This is a genomic window from Streptomyces sp. NPDC029674 (genome assembly GCF_044903205.1).
Lineage (GTDB): Bacteria > Actinomycetota > Actinomycetes > Streptomycetales > Streptomycetaceae > Streptomyces.
The window spans coordinates 1-14136 of record NZ_JBJDPY010000014.1 but is presented as its reverse complement, the minus strand read 5'-3'; the positions used below and the strand labels follow the sequence as shown (position 1 = coordinate 14136).

Below are 14136 nucleotides of genomic sequence, written 5' to 3'. Positions count from 1 at the left end.
GGGGTACGGGCCGCAGCTGTGGCCGGCTCAGCCCTCCCCGTCCTCCAGCCAGCCGAAGCTCCGCTCCACCGCCTTGTGCCAGTTGGCGAACTCGCGGTCCCGCGACGCGGCGTCCATCCGCGGTGCCCACTCCACGTCCTGCTGCCAGTGCGCCTTGAGCTCGTCGAGGTCGTTCCACACGCCGGTCGCGAGCCCGGCCGCGTACGCCGCCCCCAGACAGGTGGTCTCGGAGACCTTGGGACGGATCACGGGCACGCCGAGGACGTCCGCCTGGTGCTGCATCAGCAGGTTGTTCTTGGTCATGCCGCCGTCCACCTTGAGGGTGGTGATGCGCACTCCGGAGTCCTGGTACATGGCGTCCACGACCTCGCGGGTCTGCCAGCTGGTCGCCTCCAGGACCGCGCGCGCCAGGTGCGCCTTGGTGACGTACCGGGTGAGCCCGGTGACGACCCCGCGCGCGTCCGAGCGCCAGTAGGGCGCGTACAGGCCGGAGAACGCCGGCACGATGTACGCCCCGCCGTTGTCGTCCACGCTCGCCGCGAGGGGCTCGATCTCATCCGCACTGCGGATGATGCCCAGCTGGTCCCGGAACCACTGCACCAGCGCGCCGGTGATCGCGATGGACCCCTCCAGGCAGTACACGGGCGCCTCGGAGCCGATTCTGTAGCCCATGGTCGTGAGCAGCCCGTTCTTCGAGGGAACGGGCCGGTTGCCGGTGTTGAGCAGCAGGAAACTGCCCGTCCCGTACGTGTTCTTGGCGGTCCCCGTGTCGTAGCAGGCCTGTCCGAACACGGCTGCCTGCTGGTCGCCGAGTGCGGAGGCGACGGGCACTCCGGAGAGCTGGCCCACGGCCGTGCCGTACACCTCGGCGGACGACCTGATCTCCGGCAGGACCGCTTCGGGGATGTTCATCGCGGACAGGATCGACTGGTCCCACTGGAGCGTCTCCAGGTTCATCAGCATGGTGCGGCCCGCGTTGGTGACGTCGGTGACGTGCTTGCCGCCGTCGGTGCCGCCCGTGAGGTTCCAGATCAGCCAGGAGTCGATGGTGCCGAAGGCGATCTCGCCGCGCTCGGCGCGGGCCCGGAGCCCCGGCACGTTGTCGAGCAGCCAGGCTGCCTTCGGCCCGGAGAAGTAGCTCGCAAGGGGCAGCCCCGTCTGCTCGCGGAAGCGGTCCTGGCCGTCCGCGCCGCCCAGGTCGTTGCAGAGCCCGGAGGTGCGGGTGTCCTGCCAGACGATCGCGTTGTGCACGGGTTTGCCGGTGGCGCGGTCCCACAGGACCGTCGTCTCGCGCTGGTTGGTGATGCCGAGCGCGCTCAGCTGGTCGGCGCGGAGCCCCGCCTTGGCGATCGCTCCCGCGACCACCGCCTGCACCTTGGACCAGATCTCGGTGGCGTCGTGCTCCACCCAGCCGGGCTTGGGGAAGATCTGGCGGTGCTCGCGCTGGTCCACGGCGACGATCGCGCCGTCCTGGTCGAAGATGATGCAGCGGCTCGAAGTGGTGCCCTGGTCGATGGCGGCGACGAATTTCCCGGAGCTGTCCGGCATGGCTACCCCTTGATGAGAAGACTCAGAAGGCTGCGTTGTAGATGAGGCCCGCGAGGGCTCCGCCGATCAGCGGCCCGGCCACTGGAACCCAGGCGTAGCTCCAGTCGGAGGTGCCCTTGTTGGGGATCGGCAGGAAGGTGTGCACGATGCGTGGTCCGAGGTCGCGCGCCGGGTTGATGGCGTACCCCGTGGGGCCACCGAGGGAGAGGCCGATGCCGACGACCAGGAAGGCCACGATCAGCGTCTGCGTACCGGATTCACCGAGCCCCTCGGTGAGCCCGAAGGCCAGGATGGGCAGGACCAGGGCGACGGTCGCGATGACCTCGGTGATGATGTTGGCGACGGGGTTCCGGATCTCCGGGATGGTGGAGAAGATGCCGAGCGTCGGCGTCGGTTCGTGCGCGCTCGTCACCTTGTCCTTGACGCCGCGCGTGACGTTGGCGTTGAACTGCGCGAGGTACACCAGATAGGCGAGGACGGCGCCGAGCATCGCGCCCACCATCTGCCCGAGGACGTAGATCCAGACCTTGTCCCACTTGTCGGTGTCGATCGCGATGCCGAGCGTGACGGCGGGATTGAGGTGACCACCGGAGAGCGGGCCCGCGGTGTACGCGCCGGCGAGCACGCCGAAGCCCCATCCGAAGGCGATGACGACCCATCCGGAGGCCTTCGCCTTCGAATGGCTGAGCGTGACGGCGGCGCAGACGCCGGCGCCGAGAAGAATCAGAATCGCGGTGCCGATGACCTCACCGACGAAGATGTCCCCGTTCGAGTACATGGCGGCTCCTAGGCCCTCGCCCGGGGCGGTACGCCCCGGTCGTCCTCCGTGCAGGGTGCGTTGCCACGACCACTGCCTGGATACGCCCGGCTGACGCAGCCGGCGGCAGAGGCCTCCCGAACCCCGCCCGGCGCCCATGGCGAGCGTGCCGTCGCAGCCGGATCGCCGATGGGGGATGACCCGTTGAACAGGCCCTTTGTGCAACCCTTCGCGCGCGCAGAGGCTCTGAGCGCGTGGAGCCGAAGTGCGGCGACGCCGACTGACACCCGGAAGTGTTCACCGATGGTGATGGAGCGTCAAGGTCGCGGACGGCAACGGTTAACCGGCGCGTGGGCTTCCTCCACGGCGTGCCCGTACACGCGCGCGTGGAGGGCGGTGAGCGGCCCCGCGGCGGGGCTCAGCGCACCGCGACGACCGAGGATCCGTGCCCGAACAGCCCCTGGTTCGCGGTCACTCCCACCCGCGCCCCCTCAACCTGTCGCGCCCCCGCGGCCCCGCGCAACTGCCAGGTCACTTCGCAGACTTGGGCGATGGCCTGGGCGGGCACCGCCTCTCCGAAGGACGCGAGTCCTCCACTGGTGTTGACGGGCACGCGCCCGCCCGGCGCCGTCACTCCGTCGCGCAGCAGCTTGGCGCCCTCACCCTCGCCGCACAGCCCCAGGTCCTCGTACCACTGCAGTTCCAGGGCGGTCGACAGGTCGTAGACCTCCGCCAGCGATATGTCCTCGGGGCCTATGCCCGCTTCTTCGTACGCGGCCCGCGCGATGGACGCGCGGAACGTCCCGTCGGCGGGGTCCACGACCGCCGCCGAGTCCGTGGCGATGTCCGGCAGGTCGAGCACCGTCGTCGGGTACGTCGGTGTGACCGTGGACACCGCGCGGATGCGGACCGGATCCGCCACTCCGTGCCGCCGCGCGAACGCCATGCTGGAGAGCACCAGGGCCGCGGCGCCGTCCGAGGTGGCACAGATGTCGAGCAGCCGCAGCGGGTCGGCCACCACGGCGGAGGCGGCGACCTCGTCGGCGGTCACCGCCTTCCGGTAGCGCGCGTTCGCGTTGAGCGCGCCCGCCGCCGCGTTCTTCACCTTGACCTGCGCGAAGTCCTCCAGGGTGTCGCCGTGCACGGCCATCCGGCGGCGCGCGTACAGACCGAAGTACGCCGGGTTCGTCGCCCCGAGAACGCGGAACCGCAGCCAGTCGGGGTCGTCCGGCCGGTCCCCGCCGGCGGGCCGGAAGAACCCCTTGGGAGCCGCGTCGGCGCCGACCACCAGGACGACGTCGGCCAGGCCCGCGAGGATCTGCGTACGCGCCGCGTGGATGGCCTGGGCGCCGGACGCGCACGCCGCGTAGACACTCGCCACGCGCGCGCCCTGCCAGCCGAGCGCCTTGGCGAACGTGGCCCCGGCCACGTAACCGGGATAGCCGCCGCGCACCGTGTCGGCGCCGACGATGGAGCCCACGTCCCGCCAGTCGACCCCGGCGTCCGCGAGCGCGGCACGCGCCGCCGCCACTCCGTACTCGACGAATCCGCGCCCCCATTTGCCCCAGGGATGCATGCCCGCGCCGAGCACCGCCACCTCTCCGGTCATGCGCCCACCCCTACGGGCCGCCAGTGCCATGTCGTCCACGTCGTCGCATCGTCCTCGTTCAGCACCCCGGGGACGGCCTCGACCTCCATACCGACCTCCAGGTCGGCGACGGACACCCCCGGAACCGACTGCCCGAGCACCACCATGCGCTCCGCCTCCAGCTCCACAGCGATCAACGTGTAGGGCTGCCACGGAAGTTCCGGATCGGATACGTAGGGGGCGGGCGGCCGGTAGCGGCCGTCGGTGTACGACCAGACGCGCCCGCGCCGCGACAGCGGCACCTCGGCCAGCTCTCCGCCCGCGCAGCCGGGATTGCGGCAGAACCCGTCCTCACGCGGGAAGAAGACACAGGAGCACGCCGAACAGCGCGTGCCCAGAAGGCGGAAGTCCTCACCCTCCCCGGAGAACCAGTGGGCCACTACGGGTGTGCGCGTACGCGACAAGGCTCCTCCAGGCACTGGATCTGACGGAACGTCAGAAGTGTGCCACGGGGTACCCGCGGGCGCTACGTCCCCTTCGGCGCTACTTCCCCTGCAGCGACCGGCGCGAGACGGGGAAGTCGAAGTAGGTGTCGGGGAACGACTCGGGCTTGTAAGTGAAGTGCCACCACTCCTCCGGGAGGTTGACGAACCCCTCCTTGCCCAGCGTGTTCCGCAGCAGGTCACGGTTGGCCCGCTGCTTCCCCTTGATCCGCGGGTCGTCCGTGTGCGACAGCGTGTCGAAGCAGTCGAACCCCGTCCCCATGTCCACCGAGTTGTCGGGGAAGCGCTCGCTGCGAGGCCCGAAGCACGGCGTCAGGGGCTCCCCGGGGACGTACGGACGAGTCGGCAGGGCAGGCAGTTTCACCACCGTCAGATCCACCGTGGAGCCACGGCTGTGCCCGGACTTCTTTGCGATGTAACCGTCCGCGAACAGCCGCGACTTGTCGACATGGGGATAGAACTCCGCCTTCATGCGCTCATCGGCGAGATCCTCGGCCCAGCGCACGAAGTGGTCGACTGCCCGCTGCGGCCGGTAACAGTCGTAGACCTTCAGGGAGTAGCCCTTGCGAAGGAGCGTGCGCTGCGCCTTGTGCAGTGCCTTCGCCGCGGGCTCGGTGAGGATGCACATCGGCTTCCGGTACCCGTCGATGTGCTCCCCGACGAAATTGTGCGGGGTGAAGTAGCGCATCTCCTGGATGATCGTCGGGTCGACGTCGCGCAGCGCGACGAACTCCTTCGGAGCCTTCGGTTCAGGCTTCGCCTGCGCGGGGGAGGGAGTGGCGGCCACGGCCAGCAGAGCGGCGGCACCGACGGCGAGATTCCGCAGAGCGGGGACAATTCGTGTCATGCCCCTGCGTCTATCAGGGTCACCGCCACCCGCGAAAGACCGACGCATCGGGGATCGGATACAGTCCGCGGCGTGTCCGCATCCCCACACCCCACCAACTCCGTTCCGGGCTCCCACTGTTCGAGCTGTGGAGCGTCCTACGAAGACCAGCCCTCCGGCTGGCCCCGCACCTGCGCCGCCTGCGGCACAGTGGCCTACCGCAATCCGCTGCCCGTGGCCGTCGCCGTCCAACCCGCGTACGACACACAGGGCACCGGCCTGGTCGTCGTCACCCGCACCATCGCTCCCGCGCTCGGAGGCATCGCCCTGCCCGGCGGGTTCATCGACGACAGGGAGGACTGGCGCGACGCGGTCGTGCGCGAGCTGAAAGAAGAGACCGGCATCGCCGCCGAGAGCCGCGACGTCCGCCTGGCCGACGCGATGAGCGCCCCCGACGGATACCTCCTGCTCTTCGGCCTCCTCCCCGCACGGCCCGCCTCCGACCTGCCGGCGCCCGCACCGACCGACGAGACCGAGGGCTGGCACCTGCTGCGCCGCCCTGAAGAGCTCGCCTTCCCGCTGCACACACTGGTGGCACGCGCGTGGTTCGAGGGCCGCTACTGACCCTCGCCGGCCACCACTCACGCCCAGCCGTCGAGGCCCGCACCGCGCTCAGCCGTCGAGCCCCGCCCTACGCTCAGCCATCGAGCCCCCGCACCCGCACCGGACGCCCCGGTGCGGGACCGCCCTCGCCGCCCTCCCGCTCGACGACCACCCGCCCCGCGCTCCACCGCGTCGTGAACCGCTCCAGCTCCGCCTCTGCCCACCCGTCACCCACGTCGACGACCACGACGCCACCACCGGTACGCCCCTCGGCGGGCGCCCACGCCTCCAACTCCAGGCCCCCGTCACACCCCCGCACGGGCAGTACGGTGCCCGCGCGCGCGAACACCGGAATCCGCGCCAACGGAGCCTCCACCCACACCTTCCCGGGCCCCTCGTACGCCCTGCCCGTCGCCGTGTCGTACCAGCGCCCCGGCGGCAACCGCACCGCCCGCCGCGCCACGCCCTGCTCCAGGACCGGCGCCACCAGCAAGGAATCCCCGAGCAGGAAGGCGTCCTCACAGTCCCGCAACGCCCTGTCCTCGGGATTCCCCCACCACAAGGGCCGCACATAGGGAGCACCCGTACGCCGCGCGAGATGGGCGAGCGTCACGAAGTACGGCAACAGCCGCCCGCGCTCCTGGAGCACCCCACGCGCGTGCTCCAGCACCTCGGCACCGAACTCCCACGGCTCGCGCCGACCGGCCCCGATCGCCGCGTGCGTACGGAACAGCGGCAGATACGCCCCCAACTGGAACCACCGCAGATACAGCTCCGGCGACGGACTGCCGCCGAACCCGCCCACATCGGGCCCCGAGTACGGCACACCGCACAACCCGAGCCCCAGCACCAGCGCCAATGAGGCGCGCAGCCCCGGCCAGTCCGAGGACACATCACCGGACCACGTGCCTCCGTAGCGCTGCATTCCTGCCCACCCGGAACGCGAGAACAAGAAGGGCCGCTCCTCGGGGTGCAGCGCACAGAGCGCCTCGTACCCGGCGCGAGCCATCGCCAGGCCGTACACGTTGTGAGCCTCCCGGTGGTCACCACCGCGCCCCTCCAGGGAGTGCCGCGCCGACCTGGGCAGCGTCGTCTCGCCGAACGCCGCGAACGACACCGGCTCGTTCATGTCGTGCCAGAAACCCGCGAACCCCTGGCCGAGGCGCTCTCCATAGAGCGTCCCCCACCACTCACGCGCGCGTGGGTCGGTGAAGTCCGGATACACCGCCTCTCCGGGCCACACGACACCACGCACCGGCCGCCCCGCGGCATCCCGCACGAAGGCATCGGCCGCCACCCCACTGTCGTACACCTCGACGCCCGGCTCCGACTTCACCGCCGGATCGACGATCGAGACGAGACGGATCCCGTCCCTGCGCAACTCGCCGGCCAGCTGCGGCAGTTTGGGGAAGCGCTCCTTGTCGACGGTGAACACCTGGTGCGCCTCGTAGTGGTCGATGTCCAGATGGACGGCGTCCAGCGGCAGCCCGCGCTCCTGGTAGCCGGCGACGATCCGCCGTACCTCCTGTTCACTGCCGAAGCCCCACCGCGCGTGATGGTGCCCGAGCGCCCACGAGGGCGGCAGCGCGGGAGGACCGGTGAGCGACGCCCAGGTGTGCATCACACGCGCGGGAGTACCGACCATCACCCAGCACCGCAGCGGCCCGCCACTCATCCGCACCTCGCACGAACCGGCCCGGTCGTGACCTGACCCGTCGCCCTCCACCCCCTCGTGCACCGAGACGTCGCCCTCCCACGTGTTGTCGTGGAAGACCAGGTGCGTGGCGGCGTCGGCCACCACCATCTGCACCGGCATGGTGATGTACAGCGGATCGTCGCCCGGCCCGAAAGAGCCACCCGGATCGGTGTTCCACAGCCGGTACGTCCCGTTCCGCAGCCGTGGCCCCCGGGACCGCCCGCCGAGACCGAAGAACCGCGCGTCCGCCGCCACCTCCGACCGCTGCACCCAGCGCGCCGCGCCCCCCTCGGCCGGCTCCCACCACCGCGGAGGGAGATCACGCCGCAGCATCACCCCGCCCGGCGTGCGCAGCTCCACCGCCCCGTGCCGCGAGACGACGACCGTCGCCCGCTCCGACACGACCCGCCAGCCACCCTCCTTGTCGGGCTCCAGAACGGCTCGCGGGTCCGGCTCCGGACTCCGGCACGGCAACGCGTACGACGGCTCGGGCCCCGCCCCGTCCCACCCCAGGAAGACCGCCCCGCCGACGGTCACCCGCACCCGCAGCTCGGAGCGGGCGAACCGCACCACCCCACCGCCGGGCTCCGGCTCCATCCCCGTCACGGCCCCCGGCACCCGCGCGCGCTCCACACCCCGGGGCGCCAGCCCCGTCGCGTCGGCCCGCCACCTGCGCCACGAGGAGCGCACCGTGCGCAACCCCTGCGCCGTGCCGACCATGCCGACCGCCTTCACCGAACGCACCAGGTCACGACCGTTCATGCTGCTCACCCTGCCACCGAAGAAGCCGTGTGCGGGCCGCGTTCAACTCCCGTTCACCTGGTGCTACGACACATATCCGCCGTGCCGACCGTGTGAGGCAGACCCTGGTGCGGAAGTCGATCACGTGGCATCGTCCTTGCAGCCGTGTTCACGCGCACACACAGCACGTGCGCACCCCACACGCATACGACGCGTACAGTCCGGGAGCCGCCCCATGACGTCCTCAGCGAACCCCGCGCCGCTCTGGCAGCCGAGCCCGGAGAGGATCGCCGAAGCGCAGGTCACCCACTTCCAGGCCTGGGCGGCCGAGCACTACGGAGCCCCGGCCGACGGGGGCTACGAAGCGCTGCACCGCTGGTCGGTGACCGAGCTGGAGACGTTCTGGAAAGCCGTCACGGAGTGGTTCGACGTCCGCTTCACCACCCCCTACGCGCGCGTGCTGGGCGACCGCGCCATGCCCGGCGCCGAGTGGTTCCCCGGAGCGACCCTCAACTACGCCGAGCACGCCCTGCGCGCCGCCGAGGACCCCACGCGCGCGGACACCTGCGCCCTCCTGTACGTCGACGAGAGCCACGACCCGCGGCCCGTCACCTGGGCCGAACTCCGCAGCCAAGTAGGCTCCCTCACCGCGGAACTGCGCAACCTGGGCGTACGCCCCGGAGACCGCGTCAGCGGCTACCTGCCGAACATCCCGCAGGCCGTCGTCGCCCTCCTGGCCACCGCCGCCGTCGGCGCCGTCTGGACCTCCTGCGCCCCCGACTTCGGCGCCCGCAGCGTCCTCGACCGCTTCCAGCAGGTCGAACCGGTCGTCCTCTTCACCGTCGACGGCTACCGCTACGGCGGCAAGGAGCACGACCGCCGCGACACCGTCGCCGAACTCCGCTCCGAACTGCCCAGCCTCCGCGCGGTCGTCCACATCCCGCTGCTCGGCACCGAAGCCCCCGAAGGCGCCCTGGAATGGTCGGCCCTCACTTCGGGGGACACGGCACCCACCTTCGAACCGGTGCCCTTCGACCACCCCCTGTGGGTGCTCTACTCCTCCGGCACCACCGGCCTGCCCAAGGCGATCGTCCAGTCCCAGGGCGGCATCCTCGTCGAACACCTCAAACAACTCGGCCTGCACTGCGACCTCGGCCCCGACGACCGCTTCTTCTGGTACACGTCCACCGGCTGGATGATGTGGAACTTCCTCGTCTCCGGCCTCCTCGCGGGCACCACGATCGTCCTCTACGACGGCAGCCCCGGCCACCCCGACACCGGCGCCCAGTGGCGCATCGCCGAACGCACCGGAGCCACCCTCTTCGGCACCTCCGCCGCGTACGTCATGGCCTGCCGCAAAGCGGACGTCCACCCCGCCCGCGACTTCGACCTCTCCCGCGTCAAGTGCGTCGCGACGACCGGCTCCCCGCTGCCCCCCGACGGCTTCCGCTGGCTGCGCGACGAGTTCGCCGACACCCCCGGCGGCCTGTGGACGGCATCGGTCAGCGGCGGCACGGACGTCTGCTCCTGCTTCGCCGGCGCCGTCCCCACCCTCCCCGTCCACATCGGAGAGCTCCAGGCGCCCTGCCTCGGCACGGACCTGCAGTCCTGGGACCCCCAGGGCAAGCCCCTGACCGACGAGGTCGGCGAACTGGTCGTCACCAACCCCATGCCGTCCATGCCCATCCACTTCTGGAACGACCCGGACGGCACCCGCTACCACGACAGCTACTTCGACACCTACCCCGGCGTCTGGCGGCACGGCGACTGGATCACCCTCACCGCACGCGGCTCGGTCGTCATCCACGGCCGCTCCGACTCCACACTCAACCGCCAGGGCGTCCGCATGGGATCGGCCGACATCTACGAAGCCGTCGAACGCCTCCCGGAAATCCGCGAATCCCTCGTCATCGGCGTCGAACAGCCCGACGGCGGCTACTGGATGCCCCTCTTCGTCCACCTCGCCGAAGGCGCCGCCCTCGACGACGCCCTGCGCGACCGCATCAAGCGGATCATCCGCGAGCAGCTCTCACCGCGCCACGTGCCCGACGAGGTCATCGAGGTCCCCGGCATCCCGCACACCCTCACCGGCAAGCGCATCGAAGTCCCGGTCAAACGACTCCTCCAAGGCACACCTCTGGACAAGGCGGTCAATCCGGGCTCCGTCGACCGCCTCGAACTCCTCGACTTCTACGCGGACCTGGCCCGCAAACGCGCCTGAGAACCGCGCCTTCCCGCAGCTCAGCGACGATTGTCAGTGCCCCTCGTTACTGTGAGTGAGCATTGATCGACCGTACGCAGGGGGAAATCATGGCGCACACCCGACACGACACGATGCGACGCGCACTGCGCCGCGAAGTCGCCGGAACCATCGGCCTGCTGGCCGACGAGGAGGACTTCGCGGCCATGCGCCGCTACCGCACCTTCACCTTCGACGACCACGAGACCTACCTCCAGCAGGTCGAAGCCCTCCTCAGGACCCTCGCATCGCAGGGCAGCCACACCACCATCGCCCTCTTCGACCCCGAGGAGTACGAGGAGTACTGCGCCGCGACCGGCCTGAACCCGGACACCCCGGACAGCCGCACCCGCTTCACCGCCGAACTGGCCTCCGGCGGCCCTACCGTGCCCTACGAGGGCCAGCCTCTCGCCGACCTCGTCCCCGACCTCGTCGACGAAGCGGTCCGCCGGGCCACCTGGGAGTACGCGACAGTGGCGCTCGCCCGCGCCGGCACCTGCGCCACCTGCGGCGAGGACATCGGACGAGCCGCCTTCGCCCGAGCCTCCGAACTGATCACGAGGGCCCTCGACCCGTCCCGCCCGGGCACCCGCCACCTGGTGTGCAGCGTGCCCTCCCACCCCGAGACCCTCCTCGCCGCACTGCACATCGAGATCGAAGCCGACGGCCGCGCCCTGCTCGACGACCAGGAAGCCCTGGAGTTCACCACCGTCCTGGCCGTCGGCATCGCCACCCACCGCGCCGTCGGCATGGTGCTGCGCTCCAGCGCCGAAGGCACCCGCGACCGCGTCCACGGCTGGCGCATGCGCGGCGGCCGGCTCCAGCCCCTCAACGCGGCCGAGGTCTTCGACGCCTACTGCACCGACGCCATCTCCGGCGAACTCGTCGCCCCCGAATCCGGCGTCGACTACTGCGCCGCACCCGACCTGGAACCAGACGCTCCCGAAGGGGGACACACGCACTGAACGCCCGAGGGGCGCCCCACCGAACCGGTGGAGCGCCCCTCGGGATCGCGATCGAACTGAACGCTCTCGGGCTATTCGCCCGACAGCACCGCCTGCGCGGCCTTGCGCGCCTCTTCGGCACTGTCAGCGGCACGCGCAGCCGAAGCGGCACGCTCGCACTGCGCCAGCGTGTACTTGGCCAGCGTCGCACGCACGTAAGGAATGGACGCCGCACCCATCGACAGAGAGGTGACACCCAGACCGGTCAGCACACACGCGAGCAGCGGGTCGGAAGCCGCCTCACCACACACGCCACAGCTCTTGCCCTCGGCACTCGCCGCCTCGGCGGACATCGAGACCAGGTCGAGCAGCGCGGGCTGCCACGGGTCCTGCAGCCGGGACACCGCACCCACCTGCCGGTCGGCGGCGAAGGCGTACTGCGCGAGGTCGTTGGTGCCCAGCGACAGGAACTCGACCTCCTGAAGAATCGAGCGTGCCCGCAGCGCAGCCGACGGAATCTCGACCATCGCGCCGAACTTCGCCCGCAGCCCGGCCTCACGGCACGCGTCCGCGAAGGCCTTGGCATCGGTGCGGTCCGCCACCATCGGGGCCATGACCTCGAGGTAGACGGGCAGCCCCTCGGCAGCCTTGGCCAGCGCGGTCAGCTGTGTACGCAGCACCTCGGGGTGGTCGAGCAGCGTCCGCAGACCGCGCACACCGAGCGCCGGGTTCGGCTCGTCGCCCGGCGTCAGGAAGTCGAGCGGTTTGTCCGCGCCGGCATCCAGCACACGCACGACCACACGGCCCTCGGGAAAGGCCTCCAGCACCTTGCGGTACGCCTCGACCTGCTTCTCCTCGGACGGCGCCTTCGTGCTGTCGTCGAGGAAGAGGAACTCGGTACGGAACAGGCCGACACCCTCGGCACCCGCCTCGACCGCGGCCGGCACGTCGGCGGGACCGCCGACGTTGGCGAGCAGCGGCACCTTGTGCCCGTCGGACGTCGCACCCGGACCGGTTGAAGCGGCCAGCGCGGCCCTGCGCTCGGCAGCGGCAGCCGTGAGCTGCGCACGCTTCTCCTCGCTCGGGTCCACGAAGATCTCACCGGTGCTGCCGTCCACGGCGACGACCGTGCCCTCGACGAGCTCACCGGCACCGGGCAGCGCCACGATCGCCGGCACCCCGAGCGCACGCGCGAGAATCGCGCTGTGACTCGTCGGCCCGCCCTCTTCCGTGACGAAGCCGAGCACCAGCGCCGGATCCAGCAGCGCGGTGTCCGCGGGCGCGAGGTCACGCGCGATCAGTACGTACGGCTGGTCGCTGTCCGGAACGCCGGGCATCGGAACGCCCAGCAGCCGGGCGACGATACGATTCCGCACGTCGTCGAGGTCCGCCACGCGACCGGCCATGTACTCACCGGCACCGGCCAGCAGTTCGCGGTAGTGGGAGAACGCGTCGTAGACAGCGCGCTCGGCCGTGCTGCCGACGGTGATGCGCCGGTCGACGTCGGACATGAGCTCCGGGTCCTGGGCGATCATGGCCTGGGCCTCGAGCACCGCCTGGGCCTCGCCGCCCGCCAGGTTGCCGCGCGCATTCAGGTCGGCCGCCACAGCTTCCACGGCCTGGCGAGCGCGCCCCTGTTCGCGCTCGGCCTCCTCCGCGGGAATCTGCTTGGCCGGCGGCTCGAGCACAGCCGTACCCATGTGCCGAACCTCGCCGATCGCCACACCGTGGCTGACACCGACGCCTCGCAGCGTTGTCTCCATTTCACCCGTCTCCGGTAGTGCGACGGGCCCAGCCGCCGCGGTGGTTGTCCTGCGTTACGTCAGCGACGGCGCTGACGTCACTTCCAGCTGAAGAGCGCGTCGCCGGCCTTCACTTCGCCGTCCTCGACGAGGCCGGAGAGGGACTCGGCCGTGGCTTCGAGCGCCACGATCGGGCACACCGGGGACTTGCCGGCCGCCTCGACGGCGGACGGGTTCCAGCGGACCACGGCCTGGCCGCGCTGTACGGTGTCGCCCTTGTTGACGAGCAGCTCGAAGCCCTCGCCATTGAGCTGGACAGTGTCGATGCCCAGGTGCGTCAGCACACCGTGACCCTGGTCGTCGACCACCACGAAGGCGTGGGGGTGGAGAGAGACGACGATGCCGTCCACGGGAGAGACGGCCTCAGAAGGCTCGCGCGCGGGATCGATAGCCGTGCCGGGCCCGACCATGGCGCCTGAGAACACGGGATCCGGTACAGCAGAGAGCCCAATGGCGCGTCCTGCAAGCGGGGACGAAACGCTGGTCATGGCAAGCCTCCCAGGGGGTGGAGATTCATAGCCGTCGTCACTACCTGTCCGGGACGACGCGCTGTTCAGAAGGGTAAGTCATAAGAAGTCCCGGTTCCGCATGAGTGGTCCCGGTTGGCAGACGTAGCGGCGGCGCTCAAACGATTTGCGCCCGCCGGATGACCGATGTAGAGTCGTACTCCTGCCCGAGGCCGTGGGACGCAAGCGTCCGGCCGCGGCGGCATCCTTCACATCAGATCCTATCCCTGGGATCGGTTCCGCATGTTCGCGGTGACCGTGGTCAGAGAGACGAATGAGACCTGATAAAGTCGGAACCGCCGGAAAGGGAAACGCGAAAGCCGAAAGGCCGGAGCGGGAACCGGAAAGGCACCGAGGAAATCGGACACGAAAGAGTCTGATAG

11 protein-coding genes are annotated in these 14136 nt (G+C 70.5%); 3 read left to right on the top strand and 8 right to left on the bottom strand.

From position 1 onward, the window contains the following. Positions 1 to 27: 27 nt before the first annotated feature. The 5 genes from glpK to ACI2L3_RS29400 all read right to left on the bottom strand — a co-directional run bounded on the left by glpK (position 28) and on the right by ACI2L3_RS29400 (position 5243). Positions 28 to 1548 (bottom strand): glycerol kinase GlpK, encoded by a 1521-nt coding sequence (gene glpK / locus ACI2L3_RS29420; protein ID WP_404755421.1) that lies wholly within the window; start codon positions 1546 to 1548, stop codon positions 28 to 30. A gap of 22 nt (positions 1549 to 1570) precedes the next feature. After that, the gene (locus ACI2L3_RS29415; protein WP_404755420.1) at positions 1571 to 2326 is read right to left on the bottom strand and encodes an MIP/aquaporin family protein; all 756 of its coding nucleotides are present in this window, start codon (positions 2324 to 2326) and stop codon (positions 1571 to 1573) included. A 397-nt stretch (positions 2327 to 2723) separates the two neighbouring features. Next, positions 2724 to 3914: a lipid-transfer protein gene (locus ACI2L3_RS29410; protein ID WP_404755419.1), complete on the bottom strand. Its 1191-nt coding sequence runs from the start codon at positions 3912 to 3914 to the stop codon at positions 2724 to 2726. Beyond that, a complete protein-coding gene (locus ACI2L3_RS29405) occupies positions 3911 to 4357 on the bottom strand; it encodes a Zn-ribbon domain-containing OB-fold protein (RefSeq protein WP_404755418.1) in 447 nt (148 codons plus the stop codon). Before ACI2L3_RS29405 ends, ACI2L3_RS29410 begins: the two co-directional genes overlap by 4 nt. Positions 4358 to 4436: 79 nt before the next feature. Beyond that, on the bottom strand, positions 4437 to 5243 hold the full coding sequence (locus ACI2L3_RS29400; RefSeq protein ID WP_404755417.1) for a M15 family metallopeptidase: 807 nt from the start codon (positions 5241 to 5243) through the stop codon (positions 4437 to 4439). Positions 5244 to 5315: 72 nt separating this feature from the next. Here ACI2L3_RS29400 and ACI2L3_RS29395 point away from each other — a divergent pair, with 72 nt between their 5' ends. After that, positions 5316 to 5846 carry an NUDIX domain-containing protein gene (locus tag ACI2L3_RS29395; RefSeq protein ID WP_404755416.1) on the top strand — a complete coding sequence of 177 codons (531 nt, stop codon included), beginning with the start codon at positions 5316 to 5318 and terminating at the stop codon, positions 5844 to 5846. A 73-nt stretch (positions 5847 to 5919) separates the two neighbouring features. On the opposite strand, the gene ACI2L3_RS29390 is transcribed toward ACI2L3_RS29395, so the two are convergent. Beyond that, the gene (locus ACI2L3_RS29390) at positions 5920 to 8283 is read right to left on the bottom strand and encodes a glycoside hydrolase family 31 protein (RefSeq protein WP_404755415.1); all 2364 of its coding nucleotides are present in this window, start codon (positions 8281 to 8283) and stop codon (positions 5920 to 5922) included. Positions 8284 to 8497: 214 nt separating this feature from the next. Here ACI2L3_RS29390 and ACI2L3_RS29385 point away from each other — a divergent pair, with 214 nt between their 5' ends. Both ACI2L3_RS29385 and ACI2L3_RS29380 read left to right on the top strand, forming a co-directional pair. After that, positions 8498 to 10483, top strand: a complete 1986-nt coding sequence (locus ACI2L3_RS29385) for an acetoacetate--CoA ligase (protein ID WP_404755414.1) — start codon at positions 8498 to 8500, stop codon at positions 10481 to 10483. An 89-nt stretch (positions 10484 to 10572) separates the two neighbouring features. Then, a complete protein-coding gene (locus tag ACI2L3_RS29380; RefSeq protein ID WP_404755413.1) occupies positions 10573 to 11466 on the top strand; it encodes a hypothetical protein in 894 nt (297 codons plus the stop codon). A gap of 71 nt (positions 11467 to 11537) precedes the next feature. Here ACI2L3_RS29380 and ptsP read toward each other — a convergent pair whose 3' ends face one another. Together ptsP and ACI2L3_RS29370 are read right to left on the bottom strand one after the other, a co-directional pair. Beyond that, a complete protein-coding gene (gene ptsP / locus ACI2L3_RS29375) occupies positions 11538 to 13208 on the bottom strand; it encodes a phosphoenolpyruvate--protein phosphotransferase (RefSeq protein WP_404755412.1) in 1671 nt (556 codons plus the stop codon). 77 nt (positions 13209 to 13285) lie between these two features. Continuing rightward, positions 13286 to 13735: a PTS glucose transporter subunit IIA gene (locus ACI2L3_RS29370; RefSeq protein WP_404755411.1), complete on the bottom strand. Its 450-nt coding sequence runs from the start codon at positions 13733 to 13735 to the stop codon at positions 13286 to 13288. Positions 13736 to 14136 lie beyond the last annotated feature (401 nt).